We start from the raw sequence: 15,776 nt of genomic DNA on the forward strand, positions 1-15,776 counted from the left end.
CGCTCGGTTTGCATCTACTCGTGCTGCTGGGACTGCTAGTCGGATTGTGGTGGACGAATACGAACAAGCCGGTGGTACTGCCGGGGCCGGTGATCGAGGCGACCCTGGTCGGGCCGACCGCGGCGCCCAAATCCGGTGCGCGCAGGCCGACGCCGCCCAAGCCGACGCCGGAACCGCCCAAGCCCGAACCGCCTGCGGCGCAGCCGGAGCCGCCCAAACCGGAACCGCCGGCGCCCAAACCGCAAAAGGAAACGCCGGCCGAAGTGCAGAAGCAGGATCTGATCGACCAGCAGAAGATCGCCGCGCTGGCCGAGCAGAAAGCGGAAGAGCAGAAGAAGGAACAAGAGGAAAAGCAGCGCCAGCGTCAGGTGCTGCTGGACGAGCAGGAAAAGCAGAACAAGCTCAAGGAAGAGGCGCAGAAGCAGCTGGCGGAGATCAAGCGGCAGCGCGAAGTGGCGGAGAAGAGCGCCAAGCTCGAAAAGCAACGCTTGGCGCAACTGGAAGACCGCAACCAGCGCGAAGCGCAGAACCGCGAGCCGCAGCCGGAAGCCGAACACGAAGCGCCGCAGGCGACCACCGGTGCCGGCGGTCAGGACAACGATCTGGCGGCGCGCTATGCGGCGGCGATTCAGTCGGCCGTGACGCAGAATTGGAACCGGCCGGAAAGCGCCGTGGCCGGCCTGCGCTGCACGCTCAACATCGTGCAGATTCCAGGCGGCGATGTGATTTCGGTGACGGTGGCTTCGCCCTGCAATGCTGATCAGCCGACACGCAATTCGATCGAACAAGCGGTCATGAAGGCGGCGCCGCTGCCGTACCAAGGTTACGAAAAGGTGTTCCAGCGCGCGGTCAAATTCAATTTCAGATACGACGGATGATCCCGATGATGAAGCGGAATGGGTGGTTGATTCGAATCGGCTTGCTGCTGGTCGGTGTCGTGCTCGGTGGCAGCGTTTTCGCGCAAAGCGGCGGGCTTACCGTCGACATCACCAACGGCAATGCGTCGGCGCTGCCGGTCGCGGTCGTCCCGTTCGGCTTCGAAGGCGCCAGCGTGCCGCCCGAATCCAATCCCGGCGAGATCGTGCGCGCCGATCTCGCGCGCTCGGGCCAGTTCCGCACCTTGCCCAAGAACGACATCGTCGAATTCCCGACCCGCCAGGCCGAAGTCAAATTCGCGACCTGGCGCGTGCTCAAGCAGGACTATCTGGTGGTCGGCCGCATGGCCGACAGCGGCGACGGCGGTTTGCGCGTGGAGTGGGAACTGCTCGACGTGGCCAAGCAGCAGAAGCTCGCCGAGGGCGCGATCAGCGGCCAGCGCACCGGACTGCGCGACATCGCGCATCAGGTCGCCGATGCGATCTACGAGAAGATCCTCGGCGTGCGCGGCGCGTTCTGGACGCGCATCGCCTACATCACCGCGACCGGCTCGCCGCCCAACTATCAATATGCGCTGATGGTCGCCGATTCGGACGGCTACAACCCGCAGGTGGTGGTGCGTTCGCGCGAATCCTTGATGTCGCCGTCGTGGTCGCCGGACGGACGCAAGATCGCCTACGTCTCCTTCGAGAGCGGCAATTCGACCGTTTACGTGCAGGACCTCGGCACCGGTTCGCGCCAGGTCGTGTCCAACAGTCGCGGCATCAACAGCGCGCCGTCGTTTTCGCCGGACGGCTCGCGCTTGGCGCTGTCGCTGTCCAAGGGCGGCAATCCGGACATCTACATCATGGATCTGGGCAGCCGCCAAACCACCCAGATCGCCAAGCATTTCGCGATCGACACCGAGCCGACTTGGGCGGCGGACGGGAAGAGCCTGTACTTCACCTCGGACCGTTCCGGCAAGCCGCAGATCTACCAAGTTTCGCCGAGCGGCGGCGAGCCGACCCGAGTCACCTTCGAGGGGCAATACAACGCCAGCCCCAGCGTGGTGGACGCCAAGGGCATCAAGCTTGCAATGGTGCAGGGCAGCGGAAACGTGTATCGTATTGCGGTCCTCGACCGGACCACCAACCAGTACAGTCTGGTGTCGCCGGGCAGCCAAGATGAAGCCCCGAGTTTCGCTCCCAACGGAAGCATGCTGCTGTATGCCGCGAGTGAAGGATCGCGCGGCGTGCTGTATGCGGTGTCGGCCGACGGGCGCGTGCGTCAGCGCCTCGGACTCGCAGAGGGCGATGTGCGCGAGCCGTCGTGGGGGCCGTTCCGCCAGCGCTAATGTTTGATGCGTAGAAAATAGCAGCCGGTTATCAGCTGCCGGATCGATAGAAAAGTCGCACGGAAGCGCGATTTGGATTTTCGCCCAGCACGGAACGATTCGTGCGGTCGAATCGGGATGTCGGCGCATGGAGGCGCAATCTTGATATTTGTTTTGCGTGGAGCAATCCATGCGCGTTCGAATCGAATTAGACGATTACTGTCCTGTCCTGCCCATTGCCCAGTTGAGGGGAACACCATGAACAACACCGTGCGCATCGTATTTGCCGTTCTGCTGGTTGCCGGCGTCGCGGCCTGTAAGAAGAAGGTCGTGAAAGACACTCCGCCGCCGACCGATACCACCACGCAGTCGACCACCACCGAACCGGTCGACAACAGCGGCCGCTACACGCGCGACAGCCTCGACACCGACTCCTGCCTGCGTCAGCGCGTGGTCTACTTCGACCTCGACCGCAGCGAGATCAAGCCGGAATTCCAGGCGCAGATGTCCTGCCACGCCGCTTACCTGCGCCAGTTCCCGCAGGCGCGCGTGACGCTGGAAGGCAACACCGACGAGCGCGGTTCGCGCGAGTACAACCTCGGCCTCGGCGAGCGCCGCGGCAACGCCGTGCAGGGCGCGCTGAGCGCGGCCGGTGCGTCGTCCTCGCAGCTCAACGTGGTCAGCTACGGCGAAGAGCGTCCGGTCTGCCGTCAGCACGACGAGTCGTGCTGGTCGAAGAACCGCCGCGTCGAAATCGTCTACACCGCCAAGTAATCGGCACCCCGTGAATCGGGCGCCGAGCGATTCGGCGCCCAGCAATCGCGAAGTGATTCGGATGACGTCACTGAAAACGATAGCGAGCGCAACGGCGGCCTTGATGGCCGCCGTTGTTCTGTCCGCCTCCCCGGCGAATGCGCAGCGGCTGTCCTTGGCCGAACGCGTGGATCGCCTCGAGCAGCAGGCCACCGGCCAGCAGAGCGGCGGCAACGCGGTCGATCTGGTCAACCAGATCCAAGCGCTGCAGTCGCAAGTGCAGTCGCTGCAGGGGCAGGTCGAAGAACTCAAGCACGCGCTCGAGCAGACCAAGCAGCGCAACAAGGATCAGTACGTCGATCTCGATTCGCGCATCGGTCGCCTCGAAGGCGGCGGACGCCCAGCAGCGCCCGGTGCCGCTTCGAATGTTCCGGCGCCGCGCAACGACAATCCGCCGGACGTCGAACTCGGCAGCCCGAGCAACCAAGGCAATCCGAGCACGCCGCCGCCGCGCGACTCGCGTTTTGCCCCGCGTAACGGCGTGGGTGAGCTGTCGGCCGACGACCGCGCGGCAGTAGCGCCGGGCGAGCAGGATCCGAATGCGGCGCCCTCGGCTTCGGCCGATCCGGCCGCCGAAACGACGGCCTACAACGATGCGTTCGCGGCCCTCAAAGACGGCCGCTACGCCGAATCGGCCAAGCGCTTTCAGACCTTCATCGACCAGCATCCCAACGGCGAGCTGACCGGCAACGCCTACTACTGGCTCGGCGAGTCGTACTACGTCACGCAGAACTACCAGATCGCGCAGGAGTCGTTCCAAACCCTGCTGCAGCGTTACCCGAACAGCCAGAAAGCGCCCGATGCGCTGCTCAAGGTCGGTTACGCGCAATACGAGCAGAAGCAATGGGACGCGGCCGAGGCGACCTTGAACAAGGTCGTGGAAAGCTATCCCGACACGACCGTCGCGCGTCTGGCGCAAGGGCGGTTGCGCGCGCTCAAGATGGAATCGCGTCGCTGAGCGGCGGCAGGTGATGAACGGCGCCGCCGCTCAGTTCGACGCGGCAGACGCCGCCAACGCCCAGCGGACTTCCGCGCCGGCCGATGCGCGCCTGCGCATCACCGAAATCTTCCACTCGCTGCAGGGCGAAGCCGACGCGGTCGGCTGGCCGACGGTATTCGTCCGCCTGACCGGCTGCCCGCTGCGCTGCGTCTGGTGCGATACCGAGTACTCCTTCCACGGCGGCACTTGGCGCACGATCGCCGATCTCTTGCGCGAGGTCGCCAGCTACGGCGCGCGCCACGTCTGCGTGACCGGCGGCGAGCCGTTGGCGCAGAAGCGCTGCCTCGAGCTGTTGGCGCAACTGTGCGACGCCGGCTACGAAGTCTCGCTGGAAACTTCCGGCGCGCTTGATGTCGCCGCGGTCGACGCACGCGTGCGCAAAGTGGTCGATCTGAAAGCTCCCGGCTCGGGCGAAGTTGCGCGCAATCTGTGGTCGAACCTCGCCGCACTGCATCCGCACGACCAGCTCAAGATCGTGATCGCCGACCGCACCGATTACGAATGGGCGTGCGAGCGTGTCGCGGAGCATCGTCTGTCCGAGCGCTGCCAGGTGTTGTTTTCGCCGGTGCACGGCCGCATCACGCCGCGTGAACTGGCCGAATGGATCCTCGCCGACCGATTGCCGGTACGCATGCAGCTGCAGTTGCACAAGCTGCTGTGGGGCAGTGAGCCGGGCCGATAGCCGGGATTGGAGATTCGGGATTCGGGATTCGTAAAAGCGGGTTCCGGACCGGCGATTCTCGATGTTGGCTTTTGCAAAAGTGGGATAGTCCCGACGTGGAATACTGACCGATGGAAGCCGCCCGAATTCCCAACCCCCAATCCCCAATCCCGGCCGTCGTCCTGGTGTCGGGCGGCATGGATTCCGCCGTCGTGCTCGCGCTGGCGCGTGAGCAGGGATTGGACTGCTACGCGCTCAGCGTCGCCTACGGTCAGCGCCATTCGTCCGAACTGGAAGCCGCGCGCCGCGTCGCCGCGATGCTCGGCGCACGCGCGCACAAGACCGTGCAAGTCGACCTGCGCAGCATCGGCGGCTCCGCGCTGACTGACGACATCGAGGTGCCGGCCAAAGGCGGCGCCGGCATCCCGGTCACTTACGTGCCCGCGCGCAATACGATCATGCTGTCGATCGCGCTCGGCTGGGCCGAGGTGCTCGGCGCGCAAGACATCTACTGCGGCGTCAACGCAGTCGACTATTCCGGCTACCCCGACTGCCGGCCCGAATTCGTCGCCGCGTTCGAGCGCCTGGCCAACCTCGCCACCAAGGCCGGCGTCGAAGGCCACGCACTGCGTGTGCACGCGCCGCTGATGCGGCTGGGCAAGGACCAAATCGTGCGCGAGGGCTTGCGCCTCGGCGTCGACTTCGCGCAGACCGTGTCCTGCTACCAGGCCGACGACGACGGCCGCGCCTGCGCCCACTGCGACGCCTGCCGGCTGCGCGCGCAAGGTTTCGCCGCCGCCGGCGTGGCCGACCCGACGCGCTATCGCTGAGCCCAGCGAGCGGGTAAACTGCGCGGCTCGCCGCGGCGCCCGCCGCGCGTATTGCCTCTGTGGGCCGTTAGCTCAGCGGTAGAGCAGCGGACTTTTAATCCGTTGGTCGATGGTTCGATCCCATCACGGCCCACCAATCCTTTCCGTCAGCCGGATGCGTCGCTCGACGCAATCGAACGCTCGAATCTGAGAGAGCGTTCTCCGGCCACCGAACGTTTGACCTATCCGCAGCGATTGACCGCTGTCTCTGCGAAGTCACTCCAACGAAGAATCTGACCGCGCGGCGTGCAAGCTGATCCGAAGTGCTACGGACGCATGTCGGCAATGCCCCCATGAACTACCCGACGCGCGCGCTCGTGCAAAATTCTTCTGGCGCTTGTCGAATTCCACTCCCGCCGCTCGTCGCCATGGTGAAAGCCGGCCATCAGGCCAGCCAATCCGATCCGAAGGAGCAACGATGAGCATCACCATCACCGCGTTCGAACGTTCACCCGATGGCGGCAAGGGACTGGCGCGCGACACGCGCGTGCGCTGGGCGCTCGAAGAAGCGGGCCAGCCCTACGAGGTTCGCCTCGTTTCGCCCGGTGCGATGAAGGAGCCCGCGCACATCGCGCTTAATCCGTTCGGCCAGATTCCGACCTACGAGGAAGACGAACTCGTCCTGTTCGAAACGGGCGCGATCGTATTCCACATCGCTCAGCGCTGCACGGGTCTGTTGCCGGACGACGCCGATGCTCGGGCGCGCGCGATCACCTGGATGTTCGCAGCGCTCAATACCATCGAGCCGCCGATCCTCGACCTGGTAATCGTCAAGATTTTGGAGGGCGATAAGCCTTGGGCGAAGGAACGGCTACCCCTGGTCGTGGATCGCATTCGTCATCGGTTGGTCCAACTATCCGATCGCTTGGGCAAGGCCGAGTGGTTGGATGGAGCATTCAGTGCGGGCGACCTGATGATGGTGTCGGTGCTGCTGAGGCTGCGACCGTCCGGCATTCTGGATGAGTTTCCGAGTCTGGCCGCGTATGTCGCGCGCGGTGAAGCGCGCCCCGCTTACCAGCGCGCTTTCGCCGCGCAATGGGCGATCAACGCGGCCTAGCCGCGCGTCGGCTGAGGCCTTTTCTTGGTGAGTGGAAAGCGGACGCCGCTCGCATTCGTCGCGCTACATCGGAGCGGCCGGCCCGAACCAGGTGCTGAGTGCCTGCGGCAGCCCTCGCTGGCTGCCGTCGCCCACCCAGGCCACATAGCCGTCCGGACGAATCAATACGGCGCCGGGAGCGGCGACCGCTCCGAGCGCCGGCAGCTCCCACGCTCCGGCGTACGATGCGTCGATGCGTCGAACTCGATCCACCCATGGCGCGATGTCGAAGCCGCCAAGTTCATCGAGATTGATCAGTACCGGCTTCGCATCGTGCAGCAGGCTGTAGACGCGCAGCGGGCCGTCCGCCGTGATCAGATCGAGATCGGGCATGCGGCGCCCGAGCAGTGGATGTCCTTCGCCTAGGTCGTAGTGGATTCCCAAGCCGGACATCATCGCGGCGTATCGTTTGCGCGGCTCGTCCATGCTCAAGAGCTCGGCCACGTTGTCGCGCAGCGCTTCGATGCGCTCGTCGACGCGCATCAGCGCGACTTGCGCCATCGTGTTGCGCAGTACACGCGCGCCGATCGGATGGCGCTCGGCGTGGTAAGTGTCGAGCAGGCTTTCCGGTGAGGTCTGCTTGACCACTTGGGCCAGCTTCCATCCAAGGTTCACTGCGTCCTGCACGCCAGTGTTGAGGCCTTGTCCGCCCACCGGCGAATGCACGTGCGCCGCGTCGCCGGCGAGCAGCACGCGTCCGGCGCGATAGCTTGCGGCTTGTCGCGCCATGTCGGTGAAGCGGGAGATCCAGGTCGGGCTGTGGACGCCGTAGTCGGTGCCGTAGACCGCGACGAGGCGTTCGCTGAGATCACGCAGAGTGGGTTCGCCGCTGCCGATCTGCGCCTCGGTCAGCATGACGCCGACCGTTCCGCCCGGCTGGTAGACAACCTGGCCGTCTTTGATCTCGTACTCGACCTTGCCCAACGCGTGCATGCCCGACGGCGTGCGGCGGATGCCCAATTCCGGTTCCTCGGTCATTTCGACCTGGGCGATCAGGCTGCTGATCGTCGCGTCCCAGCCCGGGAACTCGATGCCGGCAAGCTTGCGCACGAGGCTGCGCCCTCCGTCGCAACCGACGAGGTATTCGGCGTGGAGCGAGCGGCCGTCGGACAGCGCGACGTCCACGCCGGCTTCGTCCTGCGTGAAGCCGGTTACGTCGCGTCCGCGATAGAACGTCACCGCCAATTCGGCGACCCAGTCGGCGAGAATCCGCTCGATGTGGTTCTGCCACAAGCCGAGCCCATACGGATGCCGAGTGGGAAAATCGCTGATGTCCAAACGGAGAGTGGCGAAGCCAGCGACCTGAGCGATCTGTCCTTGCGCGATAAACCGCTCGACGATTCCGCGCTGATCGAACACCTCGAGCGTGCGCGCATGCAGGCCGCCCGCGCGCAAACCCGCCAGATCCTGATTGGCGCGCCGCTCGACGATGGCGACATCGACTCCGGCCAGCGCCAACTCGCCCGCCAACATCAGTCCGGTCGGACCTCCTCCGGCGATCACCACGGCATGCTCAGTCATGACTGTGCTCCGTTATCAGCGCGATCATCCGCCGAACAGAGCGTCCGATGTTTCCGCCCAGTTCGCCTCTCGATAAAGGCATGCTCATCTCGCTACTCCCCGCTCATAGGTTCCGTTGAGCGGGCGATTGAGCGACACGAGCGGGGACTTGCCGCAAGCCCCTGGTGGTTTAAGATATTGAAGCGGGGAGTACGCGATTTTCCGGAGTACGTTTTTCTCCGCCGAGAACGATCGAGCGCAGACGCCTCTACCGTCCTCGACTCAGCACGCGGCAAGCCCAATCATTCAGTCGGCGCGGCGCGGCTTTGAGTGCCGACGATTTCCGCAGCCACATCCGCGAGATCCTCGCCGAACTGGTGATCGCGCCCTTCGACTTCGCGAACCGTGGCGCGCGGCAGCTGGGCTGTGTATAGCGCCAGATGCGAGAACGGCACGACTTCGTCGTCGCGGCTGTGAAAGAGAACCAGCGGCCAGTCACCGGCGAGTCGCATGGCCGCATCGGCAGGTAAGTTCAACTCGTCCCAGCTCCATCCGTTTGGTCCCCAGTACGGCGCGGCGACGAGGAACAAGCCGGCGATGCGCAGCGGCGATGGTTGCTCGCACAAGTACTTCAGCAGCACCGAACCGCCGAACGAATGTCCGACCAAGGTCACTGGGCCCTTCATCGCAGCGAGTTGCGCGTCGATCTCGGCCTTCCAGGCCGGGTACGGGCAGTTTTCCTCGTCCGGCATCGCCGGGTAGCGCAGGTCCCAGCCGCTGCCGAGTGCGCGCTGCAGGGAATCGGCGAGCGCGCGGTCCGCGGCGTAAGCGCCCACTCCGCCGCCTTGGATGAAGAGTACGGACCCGCTCATGGCGTTCGCCGGCAACGCGCGCTGACGATCCACGCGCGCGAGTCGAACCACACGCCGTCGTCGCGATGATGTTGCTCGACGATGCCTCGCAATCGTTTCTGCTCGCGTTCGACACCGGCGGCATCCAACGATCGCCACGCCTCTCGCGTCGCCTGGAATCGTCCGATCCACTCCAGCGCCGCCTCGACGCTGTCGCCGTAGTACACGGGCTCGCGCACGTCCTGGAAGATCGGATCGGCGAAGCCGGCCGCGTCGAGCATCTTCTCTACAACGGCAGGATCGGCCAGCGAGAACGCGGCCGAGGGTTGCGCGCGATCGCCCTGAATCGCCAGCGACCATTCGTTCGCTTCGAGCGCCTGCCAAACCAGCATGACCAGGCGGCCGTCGTCGGTGAGTGCAGCGCGCAGGTTGCGGAACGCGGCGATGGGGTCGGCGAAGAACATCGTGCCGAAGCGGCTGATCGCGACATCGAAGCCGCGCGGTGGAAACGCATGCCCTTGCACGTCGCCCAGCTCGAAGCGCACGTTGCGCACGCCTTCCGCCGCGGCCAACTCGCCGGCGCGCGCGATCATCGGCGCCGAAATATCGATCCCCACCGCGCTGCCGGCGGATGCGGCGCGTGCCGCATCGCGGGTGGTTTTGCCGGCACCGCAGCCGATGTCCAGCACGCGCTCGTCGGTGCGAATGGCGCATGCGGCGCGGAATACGATGTCGTGTCGTTGCAGTTCGCTGTCGTAGTCCACCGGAACTGCGCTCGCTTTGCGCCGCTCGTCCGATGAAGCTTTCTCCGGAAAATTCATGATTCCTCTCTGCGCAGGTCGTCGCTGTTGAGTGGAAAATCGGACGGCTTCACGACCGGGCGCGCGCCGACCCAGGCCGCGATCAAGGTCAGCCCTGCCGCGAGGATGGCAGAGACGACGAAGCCGAAGTTCGCATACACCGCGCCGAATCCGGTGGTGCCGATGAAGACGGCAAGATACGTCACGGCGCTGTTGAGGCCCATGATGGTGCCACGCCGCGCGGGATCGATCGCGGTCAATCGCATGATCAGTGCGTTGAGCGCGATGTGATTGGCGAGGCCCCACAAGAACGCGGTGACCAAGAGTCCATCGAAGCGAGCGCTCGCCAGTGCCAGACAGAGATAGATGGCACCGACCGCGCTCAAGGCGACCGGCAGCGTTCGGCGCGCGCCGACGCGATCGACGAAGCGGTCGAGCGTGGCCGCCGAACCGAATCCGAAACCGTAGGCGAGCGCCACCAGGCCGTTCGCGCTGAGCGGCCGGCCGAGGCCGTTGTGCAGATGGTCGCCGAGGAAACCGTAGATGCCGTAGAACGCCGACATGAAGGCGGCGCACACGACGAGGAGCGACGGTACGCCCGCGATTTTCAGCGCCTCGGTCGGCATCGGCGCCGAGGTTGTCGCGACGGTATCGGGGTGCTTGCGATAGGACAACGTGACGAACGCCACCGCGGCGAGAACGGCGACTGCCGCGTAGACCGCACGCCACTGCACATATTGTGCGAGCACGGCCGAGAGCGAGACTCCTGCGACCAGACTGAGCGTCCAGCCGGTCAGTACCACGCCGATCGTCCGACTCTCCCGCCCCGGCGGCGCGATCGCAGCGGCGCTCGAATAAATGGCGGGCAAGGCCACGCCGGTGGCCAAGCCGGCCAGCGCTTGCGCGGCAGCCAGCGTACCGACGTCGGAAGCCAGAGCGCTGACCAGCAGTGCGACGGCGAGCGCGGCCATCGCGATTCGCAACACGCGCCATGCACCGAGCCGATCGATGTGGCGCGCGAACAGCAGCGCGCTCGCCGCGGTAGCGAGGCCGAATGCCGCCGTCGCCGCCATCACGGTCGAAGTGGTCGATCCGAACGCGTGCGCCACTTCCGGCGCGATCGGCCCGAGGACGAGGGAATTGGAACCGACCGTGGCGACGCAGCCGGTCAGCAGGTACACGGTCGAAGGCAATCCGTTCGATGTACGCATCGATTGATCCACATACGGCACAGTTCTATATTTACCGAATGTGATTCGGATACAAGCGGAATTTACGAGATGACGAAAAATACGAATCCGATTCGGCAGAACGGCTCCCAAGCCCGGGATCTCGATGCGTTCGACCGAAAAATATTAGGCGTGCTGGTGCGCGACGCGAATGTGAGCTACGCCGAGCTGGGCGAGCAGATCGGCCTCTCCGCGCCGGCCGTGCACGAGCGAGTGAAGCGGCTCAAGCGCGACGGCGTGATCCGGCAGACGGCGGCGTTGATCGATCCTCTGGCGCTCGGTAAGACGCTGGTGGCCTTCGTGCACGTAGACACCCGCGGCTGGGGCAAGACGCCCGCCCTGATGGCCGTTGCGGAACTTCCGGAAGTGGAAGAGGTGCACAGCGTCGCCGGCGACACCTGCATGTTGCTCAAGGTCAGGACGGAAGACTCGCGTGCGCTGGAAGGCTTGCTCGCGCGCGTCTACGACGTGCCGGGTGTCATCGCCACGCGCAGCTACATCGTTCTCTCGACGCACCTGGAGCGGCCGGTGCAGCCGCACATGACCCAAGATTGGCCGCCGCCGCGCGTTTAGCGTCCGCCGCTCGGTGGGTCCAGGGATCTGCTCACACGGTGCGTTCGTCCGAGTCGCATGCGGACTGGTCGAGAAGACGGCCGATCGATCTCAAGTGCGTTCGCGTTCCAAGCCGTCCGCCTCGGCTCTGTTGCGGAAAGAATGCGCCGCATTCGGCGCGCCCGCGGCCGGCACGCGAACGAAGACGACGAGAACCGCGGTCGCGAGCAAGGCGACGACGGCGAGACTCGAGAACGCCACACCGTAGCCGAAGCGATCGACCGTCCATCCCGCTACCGCGTTGCTGACCGACGCGCCGATGCCGACGAAGGTGGTCGCAAGTCCCTGCATCGCGTTGAAGCGGCCCGATCCACTGGTGATCTCCTCCACCGCAACCACGCTCAGCACGCCGAACAATCCGGCGCCGACACCGTCGAGCAACTGCACGCCGATGATCCAGGTCGTTGCATCGGACAGCGGATACAGAAATCCGCGCAACGCCAGCACGACGAAGCCGACCGCCAGCAGTGTTTTCCAGCCGATGGCCTTGGCGATCGCGCCGGAGGAGGCCGCCACCGGCACCATGATCGCCTGCGCACCGACGATGCATGCGGCCATATAGGCGGCTGCGTTCGACGGGTCCACCAGACCGAGCTTCATGCCGGCCAGCGGCAGCATCGCCGCGTTGGCGAAATGGAACAGCATGAATGCGCCGACCAGCGCCAGCATGTTGCGATTGCGCAGTGGCGCGTACCACGCTTCGGGCGAAGCGTCGGCGGCAGCGCCGCGCGCGACGCGGTGATCGATCGCTGCCGCCGGAATGGACGCGAGCGCCATCAGCGCGGCCGCAGCCAGCGCGATCAGCAGGCACAGCGCCGCCGGCAAGCCGCCGAATTTGCCGATGGCGCCGAGCGCGATCGCGGCCGCGACGTTGCCGCCGTGATTCCACGCCTGCATGCGCGCCTGCGTCTGCGCGAAAGCGGCACGTCCGACGAGCCCCAGCGTGATCGCGGTGAGCGCCGCCATGATGGCCGCTCCGGCCACCCCGTACAGCGTCTGCACGGCGAGCACGGTGGCGAAGCCGTCGTCGAGGATCATCGCCGCGCTCGCCAGCGCAATCACGACGATCGAAACGGCGAGCAGCGCACGCTTGCGCCGCGTCGTATCGACCCAGGCACCGATCGGTGTTTGCACGACGAGCCCGGCCACCGACGCTACCGACAACGCAACGCCGATGCGCGTGCCGCTCCAACCTGGCCGACCGGCCAGAAAAGCGGCGAGGAACGGCCCGATACCGGTAGCGACATCGGCGAGGAAGAAATTGAGCCAGCCAAGCGAACCGAGCCCGGAGGGTCGCAGACGTCGGAGCATGGCGGCACCGCGCGGCAGAGATCGGCGCATGGTGGTCTGCGCTGTCTGGCCTCAGGCTGAATCGATCGCGTGTTCCGGATGCACGGATTCGGCGTGTGCTGCGGCGACAGCTAGGGGCAGGCTGGGATGCGAAGCGATGCGGCGCGCTTCCGTCGGCAATCCAGTTTCGAGGACGATGGTTCCGGAACGTTTTTCGCTAGCATCGCAATCGGCACGACCGATGAGCGCCATTCTGCGGGCGAACGCTGTGGCAGCGTCTTCGCAGGAAACGACGTAACGGACCCCATCTATGCACAGCTCGAACTCCGAGACCTCGAAATCTGCGTCCACGCGCGTTCTGCACATCGTCGCGGCGGTGGTTCGCGATACGGAAGGACGCGTGCTCCTGGTGCGCAAGCGCGGCTCGCGCGTCTTCATTCAACCCGGCGGCAAGCGCGAGCCGGACGAGGATTCTCTGACCACGCTCGCACGCGAGCTGCGCGAGGAGATCGGCGTTGAAGCCGTGCGCGAGACGGCCGTGCGCTTGGGCAAGTTCGAAGACGACGCCGTGAACGAACCAGGACTGCGCGTGGCCGCGGAAGCCTTCGAGATTGAGATCATCGGCACGCCCACGCCGCTGGCGGAAATCGAGGAACTTGCTTGGGTCTTCGCGGGCGGGTCTTATTCCATCGAGGTTGCGCCGCTGAGCGCCGCACATATCTTGCCGAGCGTGCAGCGTCGTCGTTGACAGTTCGCACGCTCGCGTCAATGCGATTCGAACGAACTGTCGGACAGGGATGCTGCGGAATCCATTCCGCAGTCACGTGCATGGTCGTCGAGACGGCGCCACACCATACTTCGGCAGAACGAAGGCGGAGTTGATGCCCTGGTCGAGCATTGCCCGCCTAGTTCGTATCGAACCCATCCCCAAAAACCCGATCGACCAAGTCAGGCACATACACCTCCGCACTACTCGCCGGCGGCACCCATCCCGGCTGATAGCCGCCCGCAACCAGCACCCTCCCATCCGCCAGCGCCGTGATCGCAGCGCGGCTGCGCCTTTCGTGCATCTCGCCGGCGGAGGTGAACAGGCCGGTCGACGGGTCGAACAATTCGGCGCTGGCCAGCACCTCTTCCGCCTCGGCCAGACCGCCGACCACGAGCACGCGCCCGTCGGGCAGCAAAGCTTGCATGTGATCGCTGCGCGGCCGCGTGAGGTCGCCGACGGTTTGCGAGGTGGCGGTGGCGGGGTCGTACAGCTCGGCTGTGGGGGGCAGCGCGTCGTTGGTGACGCCGCCGGCGACCAGCACGCGGCCGTCGCGTAGCAGGGTGGCTTGGCCGAGCAGGCGTGGGTAGTGCAGGGTGCCGGCGTTCTGGAATTGTCCGCTGGCCGGGTCGTAGGACTCGACGCTGGCGAGCACGCCGCTGGCGTCGGTGTTGACACCGCCGATGATCAGCACGCGGCCGTTCGGCAGCGTGATCGCGATCTGGCCGTTGCGTGCGGTCTGCAGGTCGCCGGTCGGGGTGAAGCGGCCGCTGGCCGGGTCGTAGATTTCGGCGCTGGCGGTGCGCCCGGCTTCGGGCGAAACCCAGCCGCCGGCGATCAGCACGCGGCCGTCGGCCAGTCGCGCGGCGGAATGGAAGTAGCGCGTGGTGTGCATCGCGCCGGTACTGGTGAATGTTCCGCTGGCAGGGTCGTAGCGTTCCGCGCTGGCCAGATGCTGCGTGGTGCCGTCGGCGTCGCGGTAGGTGCCGCCGGCGACCAGCACGCTGCCGTCGATAAGCGGCGTGACGGTGGCGTCGCCGTCGCGCGCTTCGGCCAACGCGCCGGTCGCCGTGAAGATGCCGGTGGCCGGATCGTAGCGTTCCGCGCTGGCTTCGGTGCCGTCGGCGGAGACGCCGCCGAGGACCAGTATTTGGCCGCCGGGCAGCGGCACGGCAAAACCGAAGTCGCGACCATGCGCCATGCTGCCGGTGACGACGAATTCGCCGGCACCGGCGCCGGCCGCGTACAGCGCGTACAGCACGAACGAGAAAACTTGCAAGACGGTCGGGCCAGGGTGCTCTCGCATATCGCCTCTTCTCCTCAGGGTGGAGGCACCGCCGCGCGCACGCGGGCGCGCGGCGCCTGCGAGCAGGGATGAAGCGGACGGTGCGAGGGCGAGAGACTGCGGCGGCGCGTGCGCCGCGGCATTCCAGAGTCGTCAATAGCCGACTCGAAAGCGATGCAGAACGGATCAAATGCGCCGCGGGCGCAACGTTCCCCGGGCTAGGGCAGCCCGTTCAATTCATGCTGCAAGCGCTTCAACTCCGGCCAGCGGTTGTCGACCACCAGCGCGGCCTGCTGCGCCCAGGCGGACGGATTGGCGTAGCGGAAGTTCGGGCCGCCGCTTTCGAGCAGGTCGAGCAATTCGTGCTCGTTCAGCCGCGCCAGTTGCGCGAAGCCGGAGACGCCGTGCGCGCGCAGCAGGTCTTCGATCTTCGGGCCGATGCCTTCGATGATGGTCAGGTCTTCGGCGTGCTTCATGTTGAAGCCGGCGGCGCGCGCGCCGGCGACGTCGATCAGGCGCGCCACGCCGGGGACGTGCGGATAGTCCGGCGGCGGTTCCGCCGCCGGCACGGCAGCGGTGGCGGGCGGAGGCGCGTGCAGTTCGGGCCGCGGCGTCGGCGCCGTTCGGTTGCGTCGTAGCCTTACGATCAGCCAGGCCGACAGCCAGCCGGCCAGTACACCCAGGAGGAACCACAGCGCGCGCTCGCCGGTAGGATCCATCGCCACTCCTCAGTTTTCGCCCCCCGCGGAAAGCCTACCACCGGCGCTACGGCGCAATGGTCAAGATTTCGCAAGTAGAGCGCCGCGCCCGCGCTGC

Annotated in this window: 17 protein-coding genes and 1 tRNA gene; 10 read left to right on the top strand and 8 right to left on the bottom strand. The window is 66.0% G+C overall.

What is annotated here, in order from left to right:
* Positions 1–8: 8 nt before the first annotated feature.
* From AC3QL3_RS04570 to AC3QL3_RS04605, 8 genes are all read left to right on the top strand, one after another.
* Positions 9–878 carry a cell envelope integrity TolA family protein gene (locus tag AC3QL3_RS04570; RefSeq protein ID WP_492897138.1) on the top strand — a complete coding sequence of 290 codons (870 nt, stop codon included), beginning with the start codon at positions 9–11 and terminating at the stop codon, positions 876–878.
* A gap of 5 nt (positions 879–883) precedes the next feature.
* The gene (gene tolB / locus AC3QL3_RS04575; RefSeq protein WP_492897139.1) at positions 884–2,209 is read left to right on the top strand and encodes a Tol-Pal system beta propeller repeat protein TolB; all 1,326 of its coding nucleotides are present in this window, start codon (positions 884–886) and stop codon (positions 2,207–2,209) included.
* 237 nt (positions 2,210–2,446) lie between these two features.
* A complete protein-coding gene (pal, locus tag AC3QL3_RS04580; protein ID WP_492897140.1) occupies positions 2,447–2,962 on the top strand; it encodes a peptidoglycan-associated lipoprotein Pal in 516 nt (171 codons plus the stop codon).
* Between the two features lie 103 nt (positions 2,963–3,065).
* Positions 3,066–3,959, top strand: coding sequence for a tol-pal system protein YbgF (gene ybgF, locus AC3QL3_RS04585; protein WP_492897141.1), 894 nt, complete (start codon positions 3,066–3,068; stop codon positions 3,957–3,959).
* Between the two features lie 13 nt (positions 3,960–3,972).
* Positions 3,973–4,683: a 7-carboxy-7-deazaguanine synthase QueE gene (gene queE, locus AC3QL3_RS04590; protein WP_492897142.1), complete on the top strand. Its 711-nt coding sequence runs from the start codon at positions 3,973–3,975 to the stop codon at positions 4,681–4,683.
* Positions 4,684–4,793: 110 nt separating this feature from the next.
* Complete coding sequence (gene queC / locus AC3QL3_RS04595) at positions 4,794–5,492, top strand: 7-cyano-7-deazaguanine synthase QueC (RefSeq protein WP_492897143.1); 699 nt, start codon at positions 4,794–4,796, stop codon at positions 5,490–5,492.
* Between the two features lie 61 nt (positions 5,493–5,553).
* Positions 5,554–5,628: transfer RNA gene (locus AC3QL3_RS04600), tRNA-Lys, on the top strand.
* A 321-nt stretch (positions 5,629–5,949) separates the two neighbouring features.
* Positions 5,950–6,588 (top strand): glutathione S-transferase family protein, encoded by a 639-nt coding sequence (locus AC3QL3_RS04605; RefSeq protein ID WP_492898860.1) that lies wholly within the window; start codon positions 5,950–5,952, stop codon positions 6,586–6,588.
* Positions 6,589–6,651: 63 nt separating this feature from the next.
* On the opposite strand, the gene AC3QL3_RS04610 is transcribed toward AC3QL3_RS04605, so the two are convergent.
* The 4 genes from AC3QL3_RS04610 to AC3QL3_RS04625 form a co-directional block, all read right to left on the bottom strand.
* Positions 6,652–8,148 (bottom strand): FAD-dependent monooxygenase, encoded by a 1,497-nt coding sequence (locus AC3QL3_RS04610; RefSeq protein ID WP_492897144.1) that lies wholly within the window; start codon positions 8,146–8,148, stop codon positions 6,652–6,654.
* A gap of 281 nt (positions 8,149–8,429) precedes the next feature.
* Entirely contained in the window at positions 8,430–8,999 is a 570-nt protein-coding gene (locus AC3QL3_RS04615; protein WP_492897145.1) for an alpha/beta fold hydrolase, read from the bottom strand.
* Complete coding sequence (locus tag AC3QL3_RS04620) at positions 8,996–9,799, bottom strand: class I SAM-dependent methyltransferase (RefSeq protein ID WP_492897146.1); 804 nt, start codon at positions 9,797–9,799, stop codon at positions 8,996–8,998. Before AC3QL3_RS04620 ends, AC3QL3_RS04615 begins: the two co-directional genes overlap by 4 nt.
* The gene (locus AC3QL3_RS04625; RefSeq protein WP_492897148.1) at positions 9,796–11,100 is read right to left on the bottom strand and encodes an MFS transporter; all 1,305 of its coding nucleotides are present in this window, start codon (positions 11,098–11,100) and stop codon (positions 9,796–9,798) included. Before AC3QL3_RS04625 ends, AC3QL3_RS04620 begins: the two co-directional genes overlap by 4 nt.
* Here AC3QL3_RS04625 and AC3QL3_RS04630 point away from each other — a divergent pair.
* On the top strand, positions 11,059–11,580 hold the full coding sequence (locus tag AC3QL3_RS04630) for an Lrp/AsnC family transcriptional regulator (RefSeq protein WP_492897149.1): 522 nt from the start codon (positions 11,059–11,061) through the stop codon (positions 11,578–11,580). The genes AC3QL3_RS04625 and AC3QL3_RS04630 overlap by 42 nt on opposite strands.
* Before the next feature lie 90 nt (positions 11,581–11,670).
* On the opposite strand, the gene AC3QL3_RS04635 is transcribed toward AC3QL3_RS04630, so the two are convergent.
* Together AC3QL3_RS04635 and AC3QL3_RS04640 are read right to left on the bottom strand one after the other, a co-directional pair.
* Positions 11,671–12,930 carry an MFS transporter gene (locus AC3QL3_RS04635; protein WP_492897150.1) on the bottom strand — a complete coding sequence of 420 codons (1,260 nt, stop codon included), beginning with the start codon at positions 12,928–12,930 and terminating at the stop codon, positions 11,671–11,673.
* Between the two features lie 51 nt (positions 12,931–12,981).
* Positions 12,982–13,260 carry a hypothetical protein gene (locus AC3QL3_RS04640; protein ID WP_492897151.1) on the bottom strand — a complete coding sequence of 93 codons (279 nt, stop codon included), beginning with the start codon at positions 13,258–13,260 and terminating at the stop codon, positions 12,982–12,984.
* Between the two features lie 49 nt (positions 13,261–13,309).
* Between AC3QL3_RS04640 and AC3QL3_RS04645 the strand changes: the two genes are divergently transcribed.
* Complete coding sequence (locus AC3QL3_RS04645) at positions 13,310–13,657, top strand: NUDIX hydrolase (protein ID WP_492897152.1); 348 nt, start codon at positions 13,310–13,312, stop codon at positions 13,655–13,657.
* A 157-nt stretch (positions 13,658–13,814) separates the two neighbouring features.
* Here the strand turns inward: AC3QL3_RS04645 and AC3QL3_RS04650 are convergent, their stop codons facing one another.
* Both AC3QL3_RS04650 and AC3QL3_RS04655 read right to left on the bottom strand, forming a co-directional pair.
* Positions 13,815–14,981 carry a Kelch repeat-containing protein gene (locus AC3QL3_RS04650; RefSeq protein WP_492897153.1) on the bottom strand — a complete coding sequence of 389 codons (1,167 nt, stop codon included), beginning with the start codon at positions 14,979–14,981 and terminating at the stop codon, positions 13,815–13,817.
* Between the two features lie 197 nt (positions 14,982–15,178).
* Positions 15,179–15,679 (bottom strand): helix-hairpin-helix domain-containing protein, encoded by a 501-nt coding sequence (locus AC3QL3_RS04655; RefSeq protein ID WP_492897154.1) that lies wholly within the window; start codon positions 15,677–15,679, stop codon positions 15,179–15,181.
* Positions 15,680–15,776 lie beyond the last annotated feature (97 nt).

Source organism: Dokdonella sp. GW821-FHT11D02, from assembly GCF_058808595.1.

Bases quoted from the DNA above. Each gene is read 5' to 3' on its own strand.
- tolB (WP_492897139.1), top strand. From the start codon at position 884: ATGATGAAGCGGAATGGGTGGTTGATTCGAATCGGCTTGCTGCTGGTC.
- AC3QL3_RS04620 (WP_492897146.1), bottom strand. From the start codon at position 9,799: ATGAATTTTCCGGAGAAAGCTTCATCGGACGAGCGGCGCAAAGCGAGC.
- queC (WP_492897143.1), top strand. From the start codon at position 4,794: ATGGAAGCCGCCCGAATTCCCAACCCCCAATCCCCAATCCCGGCCGTC.
- AC3QL3_RS04655 (WP_492897154.1), bottom strand. From the start codon at position 15,679: ATGGATCCTACCGGCGAGCGCGCGCTGTGGTTCCTCCTGGGTGTACTG.
- AC3QL3_RS04630 (WP_492897149.1), top strand. From the start codon at position 11,059: ATGACGAAAAATACGAATCCGATTCGGCAGAACGGCTCCCAAGCCCGG.
- pal (WP_492897140.1), top strand. From the start codon at position 2,447: ATGAACAACACCGTGCGCATCGTATTTGCCGTTCTGCTGGTTGCCGGC.
- queE (WP_492897142.1), top strand. From the start codon at position 3,973: ATGAACGGCGCCGCCGCTCAGTTCGACGCGGCAGACGCCGCCAACGCC.
- ybgF (WP_492897141.1), top strand. From the start codon at position 3,066: ATGGCCGCCGTTGTTCTGTCCGCCTCCCCGGCGAATGCGCAGCGGCTG.
- AC3QL3_RS04605 (WP_492898860.1), top strand. From the start codon at position 5,950: ATGAGCATCACCATCACCGCGTTCGAACGTTCACCCGATGGCGGCAAG.
- AC3QL3_RS04615 (WP_492897145.1), bottom strand. From the start codon at position 8,999: ATGAGCGGGTCCGTACTCTTCATCCAAGGCGGCGGAGTGGGCGCTTAC.
- AC3QL3_RS04635 (WP_492897150.1), bottom strand. From the start codon at position 12,930: ATGCTCCGACGTCTGCGACCCTCCGGGCTCGGTTCGCTTGGCTGGCTC.
- AC3QL3_RS04610 (WP_492897144.1), bottom strand. From the start codon at position 8,148: ATGACTGAGCATGCCGTGGTGATCGCCGGAGGAGGTCCGACCGGACTG.
- AC3QL3_RS04650 (WP_492897153.1), bottom strand. From the start codon at position 14,981: ATGCGAGAGCACCCTGGCCCGACCGTCTTGCAAGTTTTCTCGTTCGTG.